Source organism: Chryseobacterium sp. HNCC26DJ238, assembly GCF_057180465.1.
The window spans coordinates 1-15,322 of record NZ_JBXUGI010000011.1 but is presented as its reverse complement, the minus strand read 5'-3'; the positions used below and the strand labels follow the sequence as shown (position 1 = coordinate 15,322).

The window sequence follows — 15,322 nt, the reverse complement described above, 5'->3', positions numbered from 1 at the left end:
TGCCTCTTTTATTTTAATCCTGTCTTTTACTTTTCCACTATAGAAATGACTTTTACCATCATTTCAATTATTTCCTTCGTCAGAGGAATAATATTACTGACAATGAATTATCCCTCTACAAATGGGATAAGAAAACTTACGATCTCATCAGACTTTTTGCAGAATAATGATGCGAGATTAATTGACTACAGGCAATAGGGTTTAACAGCTTTTTCAGTTCACTGTTTCTTGATGCCAAAGTCTATATTTCCTTTTTTGCGAAAAACATCTTTATAAGGAGTGCTGTCCGCTGTCAAAAGTTTTATTGCTTCTGTAAGTTCTTTTTTACAGCTTCCAAAATAAAATTCCACTTTGGCAATCAACAGCATATCTTAATCCCTGTAGTAATACTGAAGGTTACTAAGAGATAAATTTAGCATTTTTCGCTACTTTTCTCACAGAAAGTTTTCTGCTCCTTCTATCGTCCGTATTGACCCGTTTGAGGAAAACATAACGGTTCCTTAGGAGTTACAATTAACATAACGAAGAAATTGCCCCTCCTCCAAAAAAAAATTATTAGACAATAAAATAAATGTTTTAGCCCATTCCAATCAGAGTAAATGATGTGTCTGCAAAAGCACTTGAAAGACGGTTTACAGGTAACGGATGCACTGTATTACCCAATTTGATGATGAAACTGTCATTACTGCCCTACCTTTATTCACCTGAACTGAAAAGATAAAGCGAATGAAGTATTGGTCTGAAAATTGTGATGTCAAAAATATCTGAAGAAATATTTTTAAATAATTTCAGATTTAATGCCAAACAAAAAATAGTATTTATTATGGAAAAAAGTATTGTGAATAATGACAATAAGTTCAGTGTGAAAGGCTTCGGCGCTTCCGGAGATTTTATCAATGGTAAAACATTAAAAGAGATGGACATCATACGCAACAAACCTAAATCTGATGAAGTGCTCATTGAAGTTCTGTACTGTGGGGTATGTCACAGTGATATTCATCAGGTGAATAATGACTGGAAAAATACAAGATATCCCTGCGTACCAGGTCATGAGGTGATAGGTAAAATAATCGAGACGGGCTCTGAAGTTTCAAATTTTAAAATAGACCAGATTGTAGGGGTAGGCTGTATGATTGACAGCTGTCAGAATTGTGAATCGTGTACTAAAGGGGAAGAGCAGTTATGTTTAGGGGAGCATGGGGCTACAATGACCTATAACGGTTATTTCAATGATCCGGAATCTGATTATAATACCTTTGGAGGCTATTCAAGCCATATTGTTGTAAACAAAGAATTTTTATTGACAATTCCCGAAAAATTAGAGCTTTCAAGCGCTGCACCTATTCTCTGTGCAGGCATTACAACTTACAGTCCGCTTAAGAATGCCGGTATCAGACAAGGCTCAACTGTGGCAATCGTAGGTATTGGTGGTTTAGGCCATATGGCTGTGCAGATCGCAAAAGCGATGGGAGCAAAGGTAACTGCCATCACCACAAAGCAGGAAAAACGGGAAGAAGCACTTAAGCTGGGTGCTGATGAGGTGCTTGTTTCAGAAAATAAAAAGGAGATGAAAGCCAGTGAATTGGCCTTTGATTTTATATTAATTACCATTCCTTACGGTTTTGATATTAACCTGTATGTACCGCTTTTAGGTGTTAAAGGTTCGTTGGTAACCGTAGGACTTCTTGGAGCATATAAGGAGCCGCTTGATAATATGGAAGTAGCAAAATTCAACAGGTCTGTGGGAGGATCATTAATCGGCGGTATTAAAGAGACGCAGGAAGTCCTGGAATTTTGTGCCGAACATGGTATTGCTCCGGAAGTGGAAATGACAAAAATCGAAGATATCAACGATGCTTTTGACCATATAAAAAATGAAGATGTACGCTTTCGTTATGTCATTGATATGGCCAACTAATTAGCTCCGTTTTTTTCTTAAAAAATCAAAGTGCAGAGAGAAAATCTGCACTTTTTTTATTCAGGAGATAAAAAATGTAAAATAATATGCTCCGCAAATTATATAGAGAAGCAGCAAAATGATATCATGTGATTTGTGAACCTATTGCAGCATATTGGTAGACTTAAAACCGTGAAATTACAATATTTTTGTATTGAAAATTATAGATCTGATGCTTAATGATAATATACAGCTGCATTTGCTTTCCGGTGAAAATGATGACCTGATGATATCGCCAATGTCGATGTCATATAATCCTTCAGAAAGCGAGCCTGATACTTCTGTTGCACACCGACATGATTACATCTCCTTATTTCTGCTGGAAAAAGGTTCCATAACTATGCTGGTTGATAATAAATATGTGATCATGACCGGATCTTCTGTATTGCTTATTGCCAAAGGCCAGATTCACCAGCCGGTGGATAGTACCGATATCAAAGGATGGGTAATGGTTTTCGATGAGAAGATCCTCGATCCTGAAATAGTAATCTCATTGGAATGCTCCACTGAGGAGATTTGTTTTTCTCCGGTAAATGGTGTAGAAATGACTTTTTTAAATAATTTTCTTGACAGTATATATACCTGTACGGACAAAAAATCAGATGGTCCCTTTGGCAGGAAGCTGTTGTACGGAATGGTAAATATTGTTTATTATAAGTTAGCAACGATGTTTTGGTCTGCAAGAACGAATATTCCGGATAGTTACACTTCCAGACCTGTACAAATCACTCAGGACTTTAAAAGACTTGTCCGAAAGCATTTTAGAGAACTGAAAAAGCCTGCATCATATGCAGAGAAGCTTAACATTTCAGTTACCTATCTTAATGACACAGTCAAAAAAACTACAGGTTTTCCGTCTACTGATTTTATTCAGCAGGAGATCATAGCCGAGGCGCAGCGTCAGTTACTTTATACGACCGGAAGTGTGAAGGAAATTGCGTACAGCCTGGGGTTTGCTGACTGGAAGTATTTTATCAGGCTCTTTTCAAAAGTTGCAGGTAAATCTCCTACCGTGTTCCGGAAAGAAGTGCAACAACTGCGGTCAGACAGTAAAAAGAAATAATTATATATCATGGTCTGTAAAGCAAAGCAGGTTCCTGTTAAGGTTTGGTCGTACAACGGAATGGAATTTTGTTATATCTCTGAAAAAACCATTCTGACTGATCTGTCTTAAAATTACAGAGAAAAACATTCTGTCACAAAAAATTAAGTAATCTATGAAAAATAAAAAAATACTAGTCTCAGGTGCAAGCATTGCAGGTCCTACCTTAGCATACTGGCTGTATAAGTACGGTTTTGAGGTCACTGTGATAGAGCTTTCCCCTGAATTAAGGCTGGGCGGTCAAAATATTGACGTGAAAGGTCCTGCGAAAGAAGTTGCCCTTAAGATGGGAATCGTAGAAGAGATCCGCGCGCTCAATACTACAGAGATCGGGCTTCGCTTCGTTGATTCAGGTAACCGTACTCTGGCAGAATTTCCAGCCGGGAGTTCAATGAGCATGACTCAGGAACTTGAGATACTTCGTGGCGATTTGGTTAAAATACTCTATGATCATACCGCAAAGGACGTTGAGTATATTTTTGGAGATCATATCATCCAACTTATGCAAACAGAAAATGAGGTAGAAGTTAATTTTGCAAGCGGAAAGAAAGATATATATGATATAGTCGTTTCTGCTGAAGGCATAGGCTCTTCTACTCGTGATCTTGCTTTCGGCAATCGTCCGGATTTTAAATATTTAGGCTTATATACTGCCTATCTTACTATTCCAAAAAAAGAAACCGACAGTCGGTGGGCACGATGGTATAATGCTCAGGAAGGTATTGTATTTATGTTACGTCCGGACAATTACGGTGAAACAAGAGCTTCTGTTACTTTTCTGGCGAAGGAAAATGAATTTAAAGACCTTGATGATCAGGAGCAAAAAAAAGCGCTTATCCATCGCATAAATGGTGCAGGCTGGGAATCTGAAAGGCTTATCAAAGAAATTGAGAACACCAATGATCTCTATTTTGAAAGGGTCAGCCAGGTGAAAATTAAACGATTGAGCATTGGAAGGGTAGTGATAACCGGTGACGCAGCATGGTGTGCTACTCCTATTGCAGGAAAAGGTACCGATCTGGCGATGGCAGGAGCATACATTCTTGCCGGCGAGCTTTCAATGGCAGAAGATTATGAGGAAGCCCTCAGAAATTATGAAGAAAAAATGAGGCCATACGTAGAAGAATGCCAGAAACTGCCACCGGGTATTCCTGGGATCGTATATCCGAAATCAAAGTGGGGAGTTGCTTTGCTGAATAAATTAGTCACGATTGCCGGAAGTAAGCCTGTCAGATGGTTAATGGGTGTTTTTTCAGGAAATAATAAAGACGATAAAAAAGAGATTATATTACCGGATTATGGTAAAACGGATTATTAGCGATCACCCGATAAAATACAACTTCAGTTTTTAAAAATTCACTTTAAGTCCGACATGATTTGGGTAGAGCAAATATTGAAAATAAAATCCTGTAAGAATAAATACATCAGAGGAAAAATGTTTTTACTCTGGTGTATTTATTTCTGATCTGTAAGTATTGGATTTAAAGACGGCAAATTCCGGCTTCGCCCGCAAAAAGATCTCTTTGTATCAGATGTTATCTTACAAGAATAATTTTACCGGTATGTGAACCGTCTTCCAGGAGCCGGTGCGCTTCGGCAGCCTGAGCAAGCGGAAATGTTTTATAAATGACTGGTTTGAATTTCCCTGATTCTATCAGCGGCCATACGTTCATCCGGATTTCTTTGGCCACCTGTTTTTTAAAAGCATATTCTCTGCTTCTCAGAGTGCTTCCTGTGATGGTCAGGCGTTTTGTCATTACTTTCCGTATATCAAGATCTACCCGGCTGCCATCTACGGCATTGATATGAACCAATCTGCCATCCGGATTCAGAATATTTATGTTTTTAGATAAATAATTACCGCCAATCATATCCAGAATAACATCAACGCCTTCATTTTGCAATTCGGTTTCGAAATTCTGTGTTTTGTAATTGATATAAGAATCTGCACCAAGTTCAAGGCATTTCTGACCTTTTTCATCCGAACCAACGGTAACAATCACTTTTGATCCCAAAGCACGGGCAATCTGGATACCTGTTATTCCAATCCCACTGTTGCCGCCGTGTAGCAGGAATGTTTCTCCGGACGCAAGTTTTCCTCTTTTAAAAACATTTGACCAGACCGTAAATACCGTTTCCGGTAAACTTGCGGCTTCGGCAAAACTGAGGCCTTCAGGAACCGGAAGGCATTGACCTTCTCTTACTGCTGCATATTCTGCATAACCGCCTCCGGTCAACAGTGCACAAACCCGATCACCGACTTTAAACTCTACAGCATCAGGTCCACATTTTACAATTGTTCCTGAAACTTCCAGTCCCGGGATTTCAGCGGCAACACCATCAGGTGCAGGATAACCGCCTTCACGCTGAAATACGTCCGGCCGGTTAACTCCGGCTGCTTTTACTTCAATGAGTACCTCATCTCCAGAGATCTCCGGAATCGTAGACTCCTGAAATTTTAGTACGTCAGGACCACCGAATTCTGTAATAATGATTGCTTTCATTTTTTTTAATTTCGTATAAGATTAATTATAAACTTTTTTTGCTGCCTTATGTAAGTTACCAATCCTTAACTTCATGCGGATTGTTTTTATTTTATGGAGGCAGAGAGCATGCTGTAAAAGCAACGATGGGTCAATGTCCCCGATAAAAAGTTTACGGTATCTATCCATAATTTGTGCCGACCTGTAAAAGTCAGGTTAACCAGTGATCAGTTATTACCTGATTTTCCAAAAAACTTCTCCATCCGATCTTTTAAACATCAGGGCACCGAAAATAAATCCAATTCAAAATGGTGTGAAACGTTTTTTGTGATCCTTCCTGTTTTACTCTTCCAGAACATTTTCAATGGTTTCCAAAGAATCGATAATCTTTATAATCTTTTCATTCTGCTTTCTGATCTGTCTTGGACGCAGTAAAAACCATGTAACTGCCAACCATAAAAACGTTAATCCATAAACCATAATTCTGGCTGAAGCTGACATCTTCAGTGCAAATTCATAAAAATAAAAGGCAAAACCCGCAGTCAGCAGGATATAATAGATACCAATTCCTTTCGTATGCATATAATTCTGCTGAAGATGTAATTTTTTCAGTGAAGCAAGATACTGCTGATTACTCATAGAAGGATTTATTTTTCGGATCACGTTGATTTTCTGAAAAGATAAGAAAATGTACATGCCTAGAGCGATGAGAATCAGAACAATACCGACAACGGTGCTGATCATTTTAAAATCAATGACATTCCAGATGAAAATTATCCCAAAAGCCGTGGCAAGAAGAACGGACATGTGGCAGATTGTAGCTTTCAGTTGTTTTTTTCTGTAATTGTCAGCTTTGGATTTTATTTCGTGAATATTAGGAATCTGTATTGTTTTCTTATTCCATATATCTGTGAAATTGATGTTATCTGTCTGCATAATTTTTAAATTTTTGGGTTAATTTTTCTTTAATCCTGTGTATTTTGACTCTTACATTTGCAGGTGAAATTCCTACAACTTCAGCAATTTCAGTCTGTTTCATTTCTTCCAGTTCAAGAGATATAATAATTCTTTCCATTTCGGGTAATTCTGAGATACACTGATAAAGGAAATCGGTCATTTTATCCTGTTCAGTCTTATCATCCCTGCAGGAATTATCATTGATCTGATAAGGCAGCTCATCTTTCGGCATCCGTTTCTCAACATTGATTTGTCTTAAACAGATATTGGTGGCAATTCTGTAAATCCATGTACCGATTGCAGCTTCCTGCCTGAATTTTGGTAATTGCTGGAAAACCGCCACAAATGTTTCCTGGCAGAGGTCTTTTGCCGCATCGTTATCATTCACATAACCCATACAGAGACGAAATATCTTCTTCCAGTAATCATGGTATATCTCTTCGAAGTTTAAAACCTGCATTGTCTTGTTTTGAAATTTAGAGTCTGATAAACAGAAAATGTTACATTTTTAAACAAAAAAAGCGTCTGGAATTTTGAGACGCTTGTATTATGAGTAAGACAGATTTGTTTTCTGATCAGAATTTTGATTACAAACTGTAGTTGGAATTGATCTTTATACAGGCAAATACCTTCAGGAAAACGGGAGGTATTTCTTTCATTTTTGATGCTTTTAGCCTTTTTGCTTATATCAGTCGATTAGATTCTGCCCATCTGTCGGCAGAATGAATGAGAATACGGTCCGTTCGTTTTTGGAACTCTGTACCTGAATAGTACCGTTATGGAGTTCAATAATTTCTTTGCAGAGATAAAGTCCGATACCGAACCCAGATATGGATCTGCTGTCCATATCCTTCACCCGATAGTACCGGTCGAATATTCTCTGCTGATCATCGGCCAATATTCCTATTCCCTGATCCTGAACGTTAACTTTCAGACCGTTATCGCCAATGCTCATGTACTCTACCGTGACAGGCGTTCCGAAATGAGAATATTTGATCGCATTTCCAATAAGGTTATGGAGTACCTGTGATATTTTTTCACGGTCAGCAAGTATGAATGCGGTTCCGGAAGGCTTAAAAATAAAGTTACGGCTGGGGTTGGCAGAAAGTATTTCATCTTCAACTTCCGAGAATAATAAATGGAAATCAAAAGATGTTTTTTCCAAATGAAGCTGTCCGGAATCAAGTCTTGATACATTAAGAAAACCATTAATCATGCTGTTCATATAATCCGCCTGTTTCAGACATTTTTCCAGTATATTCTGCTGTCTGGAGTGATCCTGGCCTACTTCCATTCGTTGTAAAATCTGAATGTAGGCTTTCAGCGATGTAAGCGGGGTTTTAAGTTCATGACTGACCATACCCATGAAATCATCCTTGCGCTCCTCCTCTTCCTTTTGTTTTGTAATATCCCTCAAGGTGCCATTAAGGCTTAGCGGATTGCCTTCCTGATCATAGAAAACTCTGCCATTGGCCTGTAGCAGCCTGATCTGCTGATCTATTTTGTTTTGTATTTTATATTCTATGAAATAATGACCGTCAGAATTTTTATCCAGCGACTTCGTGATCGCTGCAATAACCCGATCCCGATCCTCCGGTAAGATTGACGCTAGTGCAAGAGAAAGATCTAAACTTTCCCCGGAAGACAGGCCAAACCAGTTTTTAAGCAGATTGTTTCCGGAAAAAAGGTTTGTTGCCGGCTGATAATAGAAAGTAGCAAGTTCTCCTGCATCGATCGCCAGGGCAAGCATCGACTGGTCGTTTTCATTCTTTCGCCGTGCCAGGACCTGCTGCGTGATTTCTTCAATAATAACAAGAACACCTGAAATCTCGCCGCGATCAGAAAAAATAGGTTGATAGATGGAATTGACAATTGCTTCTCTCAATCCATCAGGATGATGCAGTCTGACCGCAAACTCAGTGTTGATTTTTGGTTTTCCGCTTCTGTAGACTTCTTTTAGCCACCTGTTTACAGACTGGCCATGCAGTTCCGGACGAGCATTCTCATGCGGGTAGCCGATTACTTCCGCTTCTGTACGGCCCCATATTTTCAAAATGGCAGGATTGGCGATTTCAATAATATGATCAGCCCCCTTCAGCATCGCAATTCCAACAGGAGCCTGTTCAATGATTGTTCGGATATATTCTCTGCTCTGGTCAAGCTGCTTTATAGAATTGTTGAGCTCTTCATTAGTGGAGGTCAGCTCTTCCAGTGTGGCAGCCATTTCCTCATTAAGAGCATCTTCTATTTCTTCTTTTTCTTTTATCTGCTGTAAAAATTCCCTGCGTGAAGTTACCTCAAGTGCCGTATTGAGGATACACCATGTCTTATTATTCTCATCAGTCAGCGCCTTGTATTCATAATCAAAATAATCAAGTTTTTCCACTCCGTTTTTGATCAGTCTGGCAGGCGCCTCATGGACAGAATATGTTTTTCCGGAACGCCATACCTCCTGCAATAAAGCTAAAAAAGGTTGTCCTTCAAGTTCAGGAATTGCCTCCATCAAAGGTTTACCGATGACAGACGAGTCTTTTCCCCACAGCGCCAACATGCCCTCGTTTGCAAAACGGATGATCATATCATTGCCTGAATAAATAGATGTAGGTGCCGGAGACGAAGCCAGTGCCTGGATAATTAAATCCAGGCTGAAGCTTTTATCGGACAAAGTTTCTTGCATACTCATAAATTGTGTAAAGATATACAAAAGTCTTTTTACTGACCTAAAATCGTGGTAGGTAAAATACCGGAAAAGTCAGTAAAGCTGAATTTGCAGTTTCGAATCAATCTGGCTGAAACTCTTGCTGTACAACGTTTTTTCAGGATATCCAAAGTTCAGTTAAGGAAATTAATTCCAACTGTTCTCTCCTTTTATTTTGATATAAGCTAAGTATCCTGCTCCCGCTAAATAATGAGAATGATTTCCATAATAGACTAAAGCCTGAGTTTTTTTATTGTCGAAACCAATTTTTGATACAGTTAATAATCCCTGCGATTCCTGAAATTTCCTGTAAAATTTTTTCCGGCTTTTTTCATTATTTTTAATAATAGAAGCTGTTTCTGAACCGCTAATCAGTATTACTTTTTTACTGTTTTGAAAATGGGCTGGTTCCAGAATAGTGGGATTACTGTTAATGAAAACATAATTGAAATAGATATGATGATCTTTTCCATGAAGATGTTGTAAATATCGTAAGATATTCAAATTTGTGCATTACGCAAATAGAAATATGCTATTCTGCCACTGTATTTTTGGAAAATATATAGGTTTGATTCGTTTACTTGATATGGAAAAAACTGAGCTAGTTTAATACCAGTTTTTTTGTCTGAAAGTAAAGCTTTCGATTTTTTGATGCTGTAAATTTCCGGATAATACTCCTTCTACAAAGTCAACTAATATTTTAATTTCGTTTGTCATGATATAGGCTCTCCATTTTCATTACTCATCAAAAGTAATAATTTTTCACGCTTTAAAAAATAATCTTCAATTACAAACCAATACTGGATACGATTGACATTGTACAGTTTCCATAGCATCTATCCAATTTCCTGAAATAGGATTGCCAAATTTAAAAGTGATGCTTGCTCTGATGAGGTTATCTAATTTTTTATAAATCAGTTTTTTTGATTTTATATGATTAGAGCCATTTGATTATTTTTATTCATATTTTTTTGATTTATTTTACAAATTTAATGCTATTCACTTGCGTGCATCTACATTTACAATTATATTCGCACTGTTAAAAAAATATAACAAAAACTAATACTATGAAAAAATTTTTATTTGCTGCGGCAGTAATTGGAATGTCATTATCGTTGAATTCATGTGCGAACTCTGATGATGCAATGGTTGAAAAAAAGGAGTTGAATGCAAGTTTTTTGGGAAGTGGAGCTCGAGAAACTTCTAGCGCAGATAGAAGAGCTCCATCTGGATTTGTTGGTAGTTTTGAATTTACATTAGGTCGTGTTTCAAAGGAATGTGCAGGTTTCGGTGTTTGTGGATTGGTTGTTTTTAGTATTGATATCATTGACCTTCCTCCTACTAGTGCACCAAAGAGTACACCGTTAGTGGGTGACATTATCCAGAATCCAAATAATGAATTTAGTGCGCTGATTTATTTAAATCAAAATGTTGATCCTAATCAATATGACACTGTTTTCTACATTGATCAAGATTTTAATGCAGGAGAAAATTATCTTCTGAAAGCCGGAGAATACCAACTGGATAATTCTATAGGTGAGTATGGAGGGTATAAAATCATTGTTGAGCAATTGTAAATTATGAAATTTTTTTATATAATTTATTTCTTTTTAGTTAGTGGATTTTTTACTGCCCAAGAGAAATGTGAAATAATTGAATCAACATCTCTGAACATTAAAAAAGTGGATAAAGAGGACTTGATTTGTATTGCAAAAAATTCCGATCAACCAATTACTGTTTTTTATACATTTGCAAGTTGGTGTGCACCATGCAGAATGCATCTGTTACAGGCACTTTATTTAGAGAAATTTTTTAAAACCAATGTTTATATTGTTTTAGTGGAAGGAGAATCTGATCGGAAGATCATTAATGGAATAAATTATATAGAAAAATATGCACCTGATGCAAAAATGTTAGTTTTGAAAGACGCAGTTTATGAGGGAGGTGTTAAAAAGAGAAATCGTCAATTTGTAACGGATATCACCCCTCCCCAGTTTGAGAATATTGCTGATTTTTCTAAATTTATATTGATCAATAAGGAAGGACAAACTGTATTGGTTACCAATTACAAGGATAATGAAAATGATCCCGATTGGAAAGATGCTATGCCAATGATCAAAAGAAAAATCATACCACTCTTAGAAAAAAGGTGATTGTCTTTTATATAATTTGAAGAAAGATTTTTCTTTTGCTTTAATTATATTAGGCAAATATTTATAGGAAAAACAAATCCCTTTTCTACGGAAAAGGGATTTGTTTTTCCTATAAATTAGTCATTTTTAATTCAAGAATCATTAAATGTTAATTGATCTATATTCTTATCCTGATGAAATAAGCTGTATTGTTTTGCTTTTCTCACAAATCAGACTAAGGTCAATAGAATTCTAACTGAAAATGATGAGATGTGATTTACAGAAATCATCAGATTTACTCTTATTTTAAAAATAAAAATGCAAATACAAATTTTGATTAATTCAATAGATTAAAATTCGTTAACTTTTATAAAGGATTGTTAAGCATTTGGTAGGATATAGTAAAAAAAAATTAAAGAATTAAGATGAATCATATTTATTTTTGCATTTTTTTATCATCTTTGTTTTATGAAAAAAATTATTATCAGTATACTTCTTTTTAACAGTTTAGATACTTTGTTTGCTCAATCAGAAGTTCAGAATAACTCAAACCAGGTTTTTCCAAAATCAGAGTCAACTTCTTTTTGTTTGAAAAAAAATATTTTTACTGACCTTGCTGAAACGAGAAGCAAGGATTTTAAGGTCGATGTATATCAAAAAACTCTGCCGACAATAGATAATCAAGTACAATACAGACCAAGAGAAACTAATGAATTACTAAGAAATATTGGAAAATATGGACCGGTAAATAGTGGTGATATGATTTTAAAAGCAACTCTTAATTCGTTGCCAAAATTAAAGTTTAAATTTTAAGTTAAACCTTAGTGATCTGCATGTGTGCATTTTTATAAAGTTCATTAGCTAATTATGTTTATCTGAAAAACTCTTTTTTTAACAGAATTTAGGAGGATAAATGGATTATTAAATGATAGTTTAAGTGTGTAATTACTTTAAAACTTCAAATAATAAGTTCGATGTTCTCTGAAAAATTGATATTTTTTTAAGATCATTATCAAACTACTTAAACAAGCGTTTTACTGTCTTGTATCTATTAGGTTAACAATAAAGTTATTAACAAAAAAACCGGAAAGAAAGTGATTGATCACCTCTTTCCGGTCTTGTACCCAGTACCAGAATCGAACTGGTACATCTTTCGATACTAGAGTTTGAGTCTAGCGCGTCTACCAATTCCGCCAACTGGGCTTGTTTTTAATTGGTGTGCAAATATAGGAACTTTTTTTAATCTTCAAAAACTTTTTGAAACATTTTGATTAAAAAATAATCTCCAAACCATCGTAGGCAAGGTGGATTCCTGCAGGAAGTAACTTGTCTTCAATATCATGCAGACCAAAATGATGGCTGATATGGGTCAGAAATAATTTTTTAGGTTTGAGTTCTTCGAAGAGCTCAATAACATCCGGTAATATGAAATGGGCAGGATGTGGATCAAATTTACGGATGCAGTTTAAGATAAGGACATCCAGACCCTGTAATTTCTGTTTTTCTGTTTCAGAAATAAAACCGGCATCTGTGATGTAGGCTAAATTCTTAAACCGGTATCCCAAAACAGGAATTTTGTAATGGATCACTTCAACAGGGGTGATTTTTACATCTAAAACTTCAAATGGACTGTTGTCAATAGTGTGCAGGTCAAATGCAGGTGCACCAGGATATCTTTCATCTGCAAAAGCATACTGAAAACGGTTTTTAACTTCATTTCCTACTATTTCGCTGCAGTACAGCGGCATGTTTTTTCCGCTTTTAAAAATCAGGGGTCTCATATCATCCAGTCCGATCACATGATCGTTATGTTCGTGGGTCAGCAGTGCAATGTCGATGTTATTTTCTTTGTTGATCAGCATTTGCTGACGGAAATCGGGACCGCAATCAATGAGGATTTTTTTATTTTCATCGGTGGTTACCATTGCAGATGCTCTGAAACGGTTGTCTTTCGGATTTGGGGAGGTGCAGACTTCGCAGGTACACCCGATAACGGGAACACCCTGGGAAGTTCCGGTTCCTAAAAATTTCAACTTCATTTGTTTTGAGGTTGGTTTAATTTTGGTAAATTTACGAAAAATTTAATGTCCTAATGTATCAGAAACTAACTCCTAAACAAAAAGCATTAACAATTAATCTAGATCCTACTATTTATGGTACTTTCGCAGAAATTGGAGCAGGACAGGAAACTGTACGACACTTTTTTAGAGCAGGAGGAGCTTCCGGTACGATTGCTAAAGCAATGTCGGCTTACGACAAAGATTTTAGTGATGCCATCTACGGAAAAGAGGTAAAAAACAGGTATGTAACACAAAACAGGCTTCGGAAAATGCTTCGCTATGAAGTTTCGTTGATTGAAGAAAGGATTTCCAGAGAAAACAGTCCGAACAGAAAGTTTTTTTCTTATGCCAATACGGTAACTACCATTAACTTCGACAAAACAGTGAAAGGTCACGGATGGGTAGGAATCCGTTTTCAGGTAAAAGAAAACGAGGATTATAACGAAGTTGTCATTCACGTAAAATTCAAAGAAAATGATGCCACCCTGCAGCAGGAAACTTTGGGGAATCTTGGTGTCAACCTTATTTTTGGGGCATTCACCTATTTTGATAATCCACGGAGACTGATTGAATCACTTTATGACGATGTGGCTACGGACAATCTTGAGATTGATATGATTGATTTCAGCGGTCCCGCTTTCGCTTATGTCGACAACAGGCTGATGTCTCTGCAGTTGGTGAAGAATAACATGACTGATGCTGTGATCTTCAATTCTCAGGGAAACAATATGCTCCCGGCTGACGTTTTATACAAAAAAAATATTTTTGCTGTTCGCGGGAGTTTCAGACCGGTGACAAGAGTAAATATTGATATGCTCAGAAACGGGATGGATATGTTCCTGAAAGACGCTATCTGCACCCATGAAGAGACAGAAGTTCTGATAGAAATCACCATCTCCAACCTTCGTGCAGACGGAGATATTGACGAGCGGGATTTCCTGGATAGAGTAGATGTTCTGGGTAAATTGGGATATACCGTAATTATTTCAAACTTTTCAGAATATTACAGACTGATTGATTATTTCTCCCATTACACGAATGGTGATATCGGAGTAGCAATGGGGGTAAATAATATGCTGATGGTATTCGATGAGAAATATTATAAAGACCTGTCAGGAGGAATCCTGGAGGCTTTCGGTAAATTCTTCCGTAACGGAATGAGAGTTTACCTCTATCCTTATAAAGATCCTGAAACCCACGAACTGCTGGATTCTGCCAATCTTAAAGTTGAAGAAAGTCTTAAAGAATTATATAAATATTTCAAACTTAACAACCGTATTGTAGATATTAAAAATTATGATCCGGAGTTTTTGGAAATCTATTCACGGGAAATACTGAGGAAAATAGCCTGCAACGTCAGCGGCTGGGAAAATCAGGTGCCGGAAGGTGTTGCTGAAATGATAAAAGAAAGAGGAATGTTCGGGTATAAGCAGGAACTTTCTCTAAAACAATTTTCTTAAAACAAATTTAAAATGTCTGAATTAAAAAAACGACTTTCATTCATCCTGGAAAGTCCAAAACATAATACTGAGGAGAAACTTGAAAAAGTCTGCCATCTACTGGATCAGGAAATAGCTTATTTCAACTGGACCGGTTTTTATTTTAAAAACGGTGATAAAGATGAGTTGAAATTAGGTCCGTATGTAGGAGCAGAGACGGATCATATTATTATTCCTTACGGAAAAGGGATTTGCGGACAGGTTGCTGTTTCCAATGAAACCTTTATCGTTCCCGATGTACATTTGCAGGATAATTATCTGAGCTGTTCAATCGACACGAAAGCAGAAATTGTAGTTCCTATCTTTAAAAATGGAGAAAATATCGGTCAGATTGATATCGATTCACACACCATTGATCCTTTTACGAAAGAAGATTTAGAATTGCTGGAATGGCTTTGTAATGAAGTTTCTAAGATTTTGTAATCTTATTTAAA

Annotated in this window: 14 protein-coding genes and 1 tRNA gene; 8 read left to right on the top strand and 7 right to left on the bottom strand. The window is 36.8% G+C overall.

Translation table 11 applies throughout. The features are described 5' to 3' along the window. The first annotated feature begins 823 nt into the window (after window positions 1-823). The 3 genes from AC2A07_RS11535 (at window position 824) to AC2A07_RS11525 (ending at window position 4,377) form a co-directional block, all read left to right on the top strand. Window positions 824-1,918: an NAD(P)-dependent alcohol dehydrogenase gene (locus AC2A07_RS11535; protein ID WP_484050526.1), complete on the top strand. Its 1,095-nt coding sequence runs from the start codon at window positions 824-826 to the stop codon at window positions 1,916-1,918. Between the two features lie 193 nt (window positions 1,919-2,111). Further along, complete coding sequence (locus AC2A07_RS11530) at window positions 2,112-3,020, top strand: helix-turn-helix domain-containing protein (RefSeq protein WP_484050525.1); 909 nt, start codon at window positions 2,112-2,114, stop codon at window positions 3,018-3,020. A gap of 154 nt (window positions 3,021-3,174) precedes the next feature. Further along, window positions 3,175-4,377, top strand: coding sequence for an FAD-dependent monooxygenase (locus AC2A07_RS11525; RefSeq protein WP_484050524.1), 1,203 nt, complete (start codon window positions 3,175-3,177; stop codon window positions 4,375-4,377). A 217-nt stretch (window positions 4,378-4,594) separates the two neighbouring features. Here the strand turns inward: AC2A07_RS11525 and AC2A07_RS11520 are convergent, their stop codons facing one another. From AC2A07_RS11520 to AC2A07_RS11500, 5 genes are all read right to left on the bottom strand, one after another. After that, on the bottom strand, window positions 4,595-5,563 hold the full coding sequence (locus AC2A07_RS11520) for an NAD(P)H-quinone oxidoreductase (protein WP_484050523.1): 969 nt from the start codon (window positions 5,561-5,563) through the stop codon (window positions 4,595-4,597). Between the two features lie 321 nt (window positions 5,564-5,884). Then, a complete protein-coding gene (locus tag AC2A07_RS11515) occupies window positions 5,885-6,478 on the bottom strand; it encodes a hypothetical protein (protein WP_484050522.1) in 594 nt (197 codons plus the stop codon). Then, window positions 6,465-6,959, bottom strand: a complete 495-nt coding sequence (locus AC2A07_RS11510; RefSeq protein WP_314495680.1) for a sigma-70 family RNA polymerase sigma factor — start codon at window positions 6,957-6,959, stop codon at window positions 6,465-6,467. The genes AC2A07_RS11515 and AC2A07_RS11510 overlap by 14 nt, the downstream gene beginning before the upstream one ends. A 228-nt stretch (window positions 6,960-7,187) precedes the next feature. Beyond that, window positions 7,188-9,176 (bottom strand): PAS domain-containing sensor histidine kinase, encoded by a 1,989-nt coding sequence (locus AC2A07_RS11505; RefSeq protein WP_484050521.1) that lies wholly within the window; start codon window positions 9,174-9,176, stop codon window positions 7,188-7,190. 168 nt (window positions 9,177-9,344) lie between these two features. Continuing rightward, the gene (locus AC2A07_RS11500) at window positions 9,345-9,701 is read right to left on the bottom strand and encodes a hypothetical protein (protein WP_314495675.1); all 357 of its coding nucleotides are present in this window, start codon (window positions 9,699-9,701) and stop codon (window positions 9,345-9,347) included. A 563-nt stretch (window positions 9,702-10,264) separates the two neighbouring features. On the opposite strand from AC2A07_RS11500, the gene AC2A07_RS11495 reads away from it, so the two are divergent. The 3 genes from AC2A07_RS11495 (at window position 10,265) to AC2A07_RS11485 (ending at window position 12,142) form a co-directional block, all read left to right on the top strand. After that, window positions 10,265-10,774: a hypothetical protein gene (locus AC2A07_RS11495; RefSeq protein ID WP_484050520.1), complete on the top strand. Its 510-nt coding sequence runs from the start codon at window positions 10,265-10,267 to the stop codon at window positions 10,772-10,774. Between the two features lie 3 nt (window positions 10,775-10,777). Next, window positions 10,778-11,350: a hypothetical protein gene (locus AC2A07_RS11490; protein WP_314495670.1), complete on the top strand. Its 573-nt coding sequence runs from the start codon at window positions 10,778-10,780 to the stop codon at window positions 11,348-11,350. A gap of 447 nt (window positions 11,351-11,797) precedes the next feature. Next, the gene (locus AC2A07_RS11485; RefSeq protein WP_314495667.1) at window positions 11,798-12,142 is read left to right on the top strand and encodes a hypothetical protein; all 345 of its coding nucleotides are present in this window, start codon (window positions 11,798-11,800) and stop codon (window positions 12,140-12,142) included. A 308-nt stretch (window positions 12,143-12,450) separates the two neighbouring features. On the opposite strand, the gene AC2A07_RS11480 is transcribed toward AC2A07_RS11485, so the two are convergent. Further along, window positions 12,451-12,532, bottom strand: a tRNA-Leu gene (locus AC2A07_RS11480). A 68-nt stretch (window positions 12,533-12,600) separates the two neighbouring features. Then, the gene (locus AC2A07_RS11475) at window positions 12,601-13,368 is read right to left on the bottom strand and encodes an MBL fold metallo-hydrolase (protein WP_484050519.1); all 768 of its coding nucleotides are present in this window, start codon (window positions 13,366-13,368) and stop codon (window positions 12,601-12,603) included. Window positions 13,369-13,421: 53 nt separating this feature from the next. Here AC2A07_RS11475 and AC2A07_RS11470 point away from each other — a divergent pair, with 53 nt between their 5' ends. Further along, window positions 13,422-14,849, top strand: a complete 1,428-nt coding sequence (locus AC2A07_RS11470; protein WP_314497006.1) for a TonB-dependent receptor — start codon at window positions 13,422-13,424, stop codon at window positions 14,847-14,849. Window positions 14,850-14,861: 12 nt separating this feature from the next. Further along, window positions 14,862-15,311 (top strand): GAF domain-containing protein, encoded by a 450-nt coding sequence (locus AC2A07_RS11465; protein WP_484050518.1) that lies wholly within the window; start codon window positions 14,862-14,864, stop codon window positions 15,309-15,311. Window positions 15,312-15,322 lie beyond the last annotated feature (11 nt).

Coding starts and splice junctions, on each gene's coding strand:
- AC2A07_RS11535 (WP_484050526.1), top strand. CDS start 824: ATGGAAAAAAGTATTGTGAATAATGACAATAAGTTCAGTGTGAAAGGC.
- AC2A07_RS11525 (WP_484050524.1), top strand. CDS start 3,175: ATGAAAAATAAAAAAATACTAGTCTCAGGTGCAAGCATTGCAGGTCCT.
- AC2A07_RS11520 (WP_484050523.1), bottom strand. CDS start 5,563: ATGAAAGCAATCATTATTACAGAATTCGGTGGTCCTGACGTACTAAAA.
- AC2A07_RS11515 (WP_484050522.1), bottom strand. CDS start 6,478: ATGCAGACAGATAACATCAATTTCACAGATATATGGAATAAGAAAACA.
- AC2A07_RS11510 (WP_314495680.1), bottom strand. CDS start 6,959: ATGCAGGTTTTAAACTTCGAAGAGATATACCATGATTACTGGAAGAAG.
- AC2A07_RS11505 (WP_484050521.1), bottom strand. CDS start 9,176: ATGCAAGAAACTTTGTCCGATAAAAGCTTCAGCCTGGATTTAATTATC.
- AC2A07_RS11495 (WP_484050520.1), top strand. CDS start 10,265: ATGAAAAAATTTTTATTTGCTGCGGCAGTAATTGGAATGTCATTATCG.
- AC2A07_RS11490 (WP_314495670.1), top strand. CDS start 10,778: ATGAAATTTTTTTATATAATTTATTTCTTTTTAGTTAGTGGATTTTTT.
- AC2A07_RS11485 (WP_314495667.1), top strand. CDS start 11,798: ATGAAAAAAATTATTATCAGTATACTTCTTTTTAACAGTTTAGATACT.
- AC2A07_RS11475 (WP_484050519.1), bottom strand. CDS start 13,368: ATGAAGTTGAAATTTTTAGGAACCGGAACTTCCCAGGGTGTTCCCGTT.
- AC2A07_RS11470 (WP_314497006.1), top strand. CDS start 13,422: ATGTATCAGAAACTAACTCCTAAACAAAAAGCATTAACAATTAATCTA.
- AC2A07_RS11465 (WP_484050518.1), top strand. CDS start 14,862: ATGTCTGAATTAAAAAAACGACTTTCATTCATCCTGGAAAGTCCAAAA.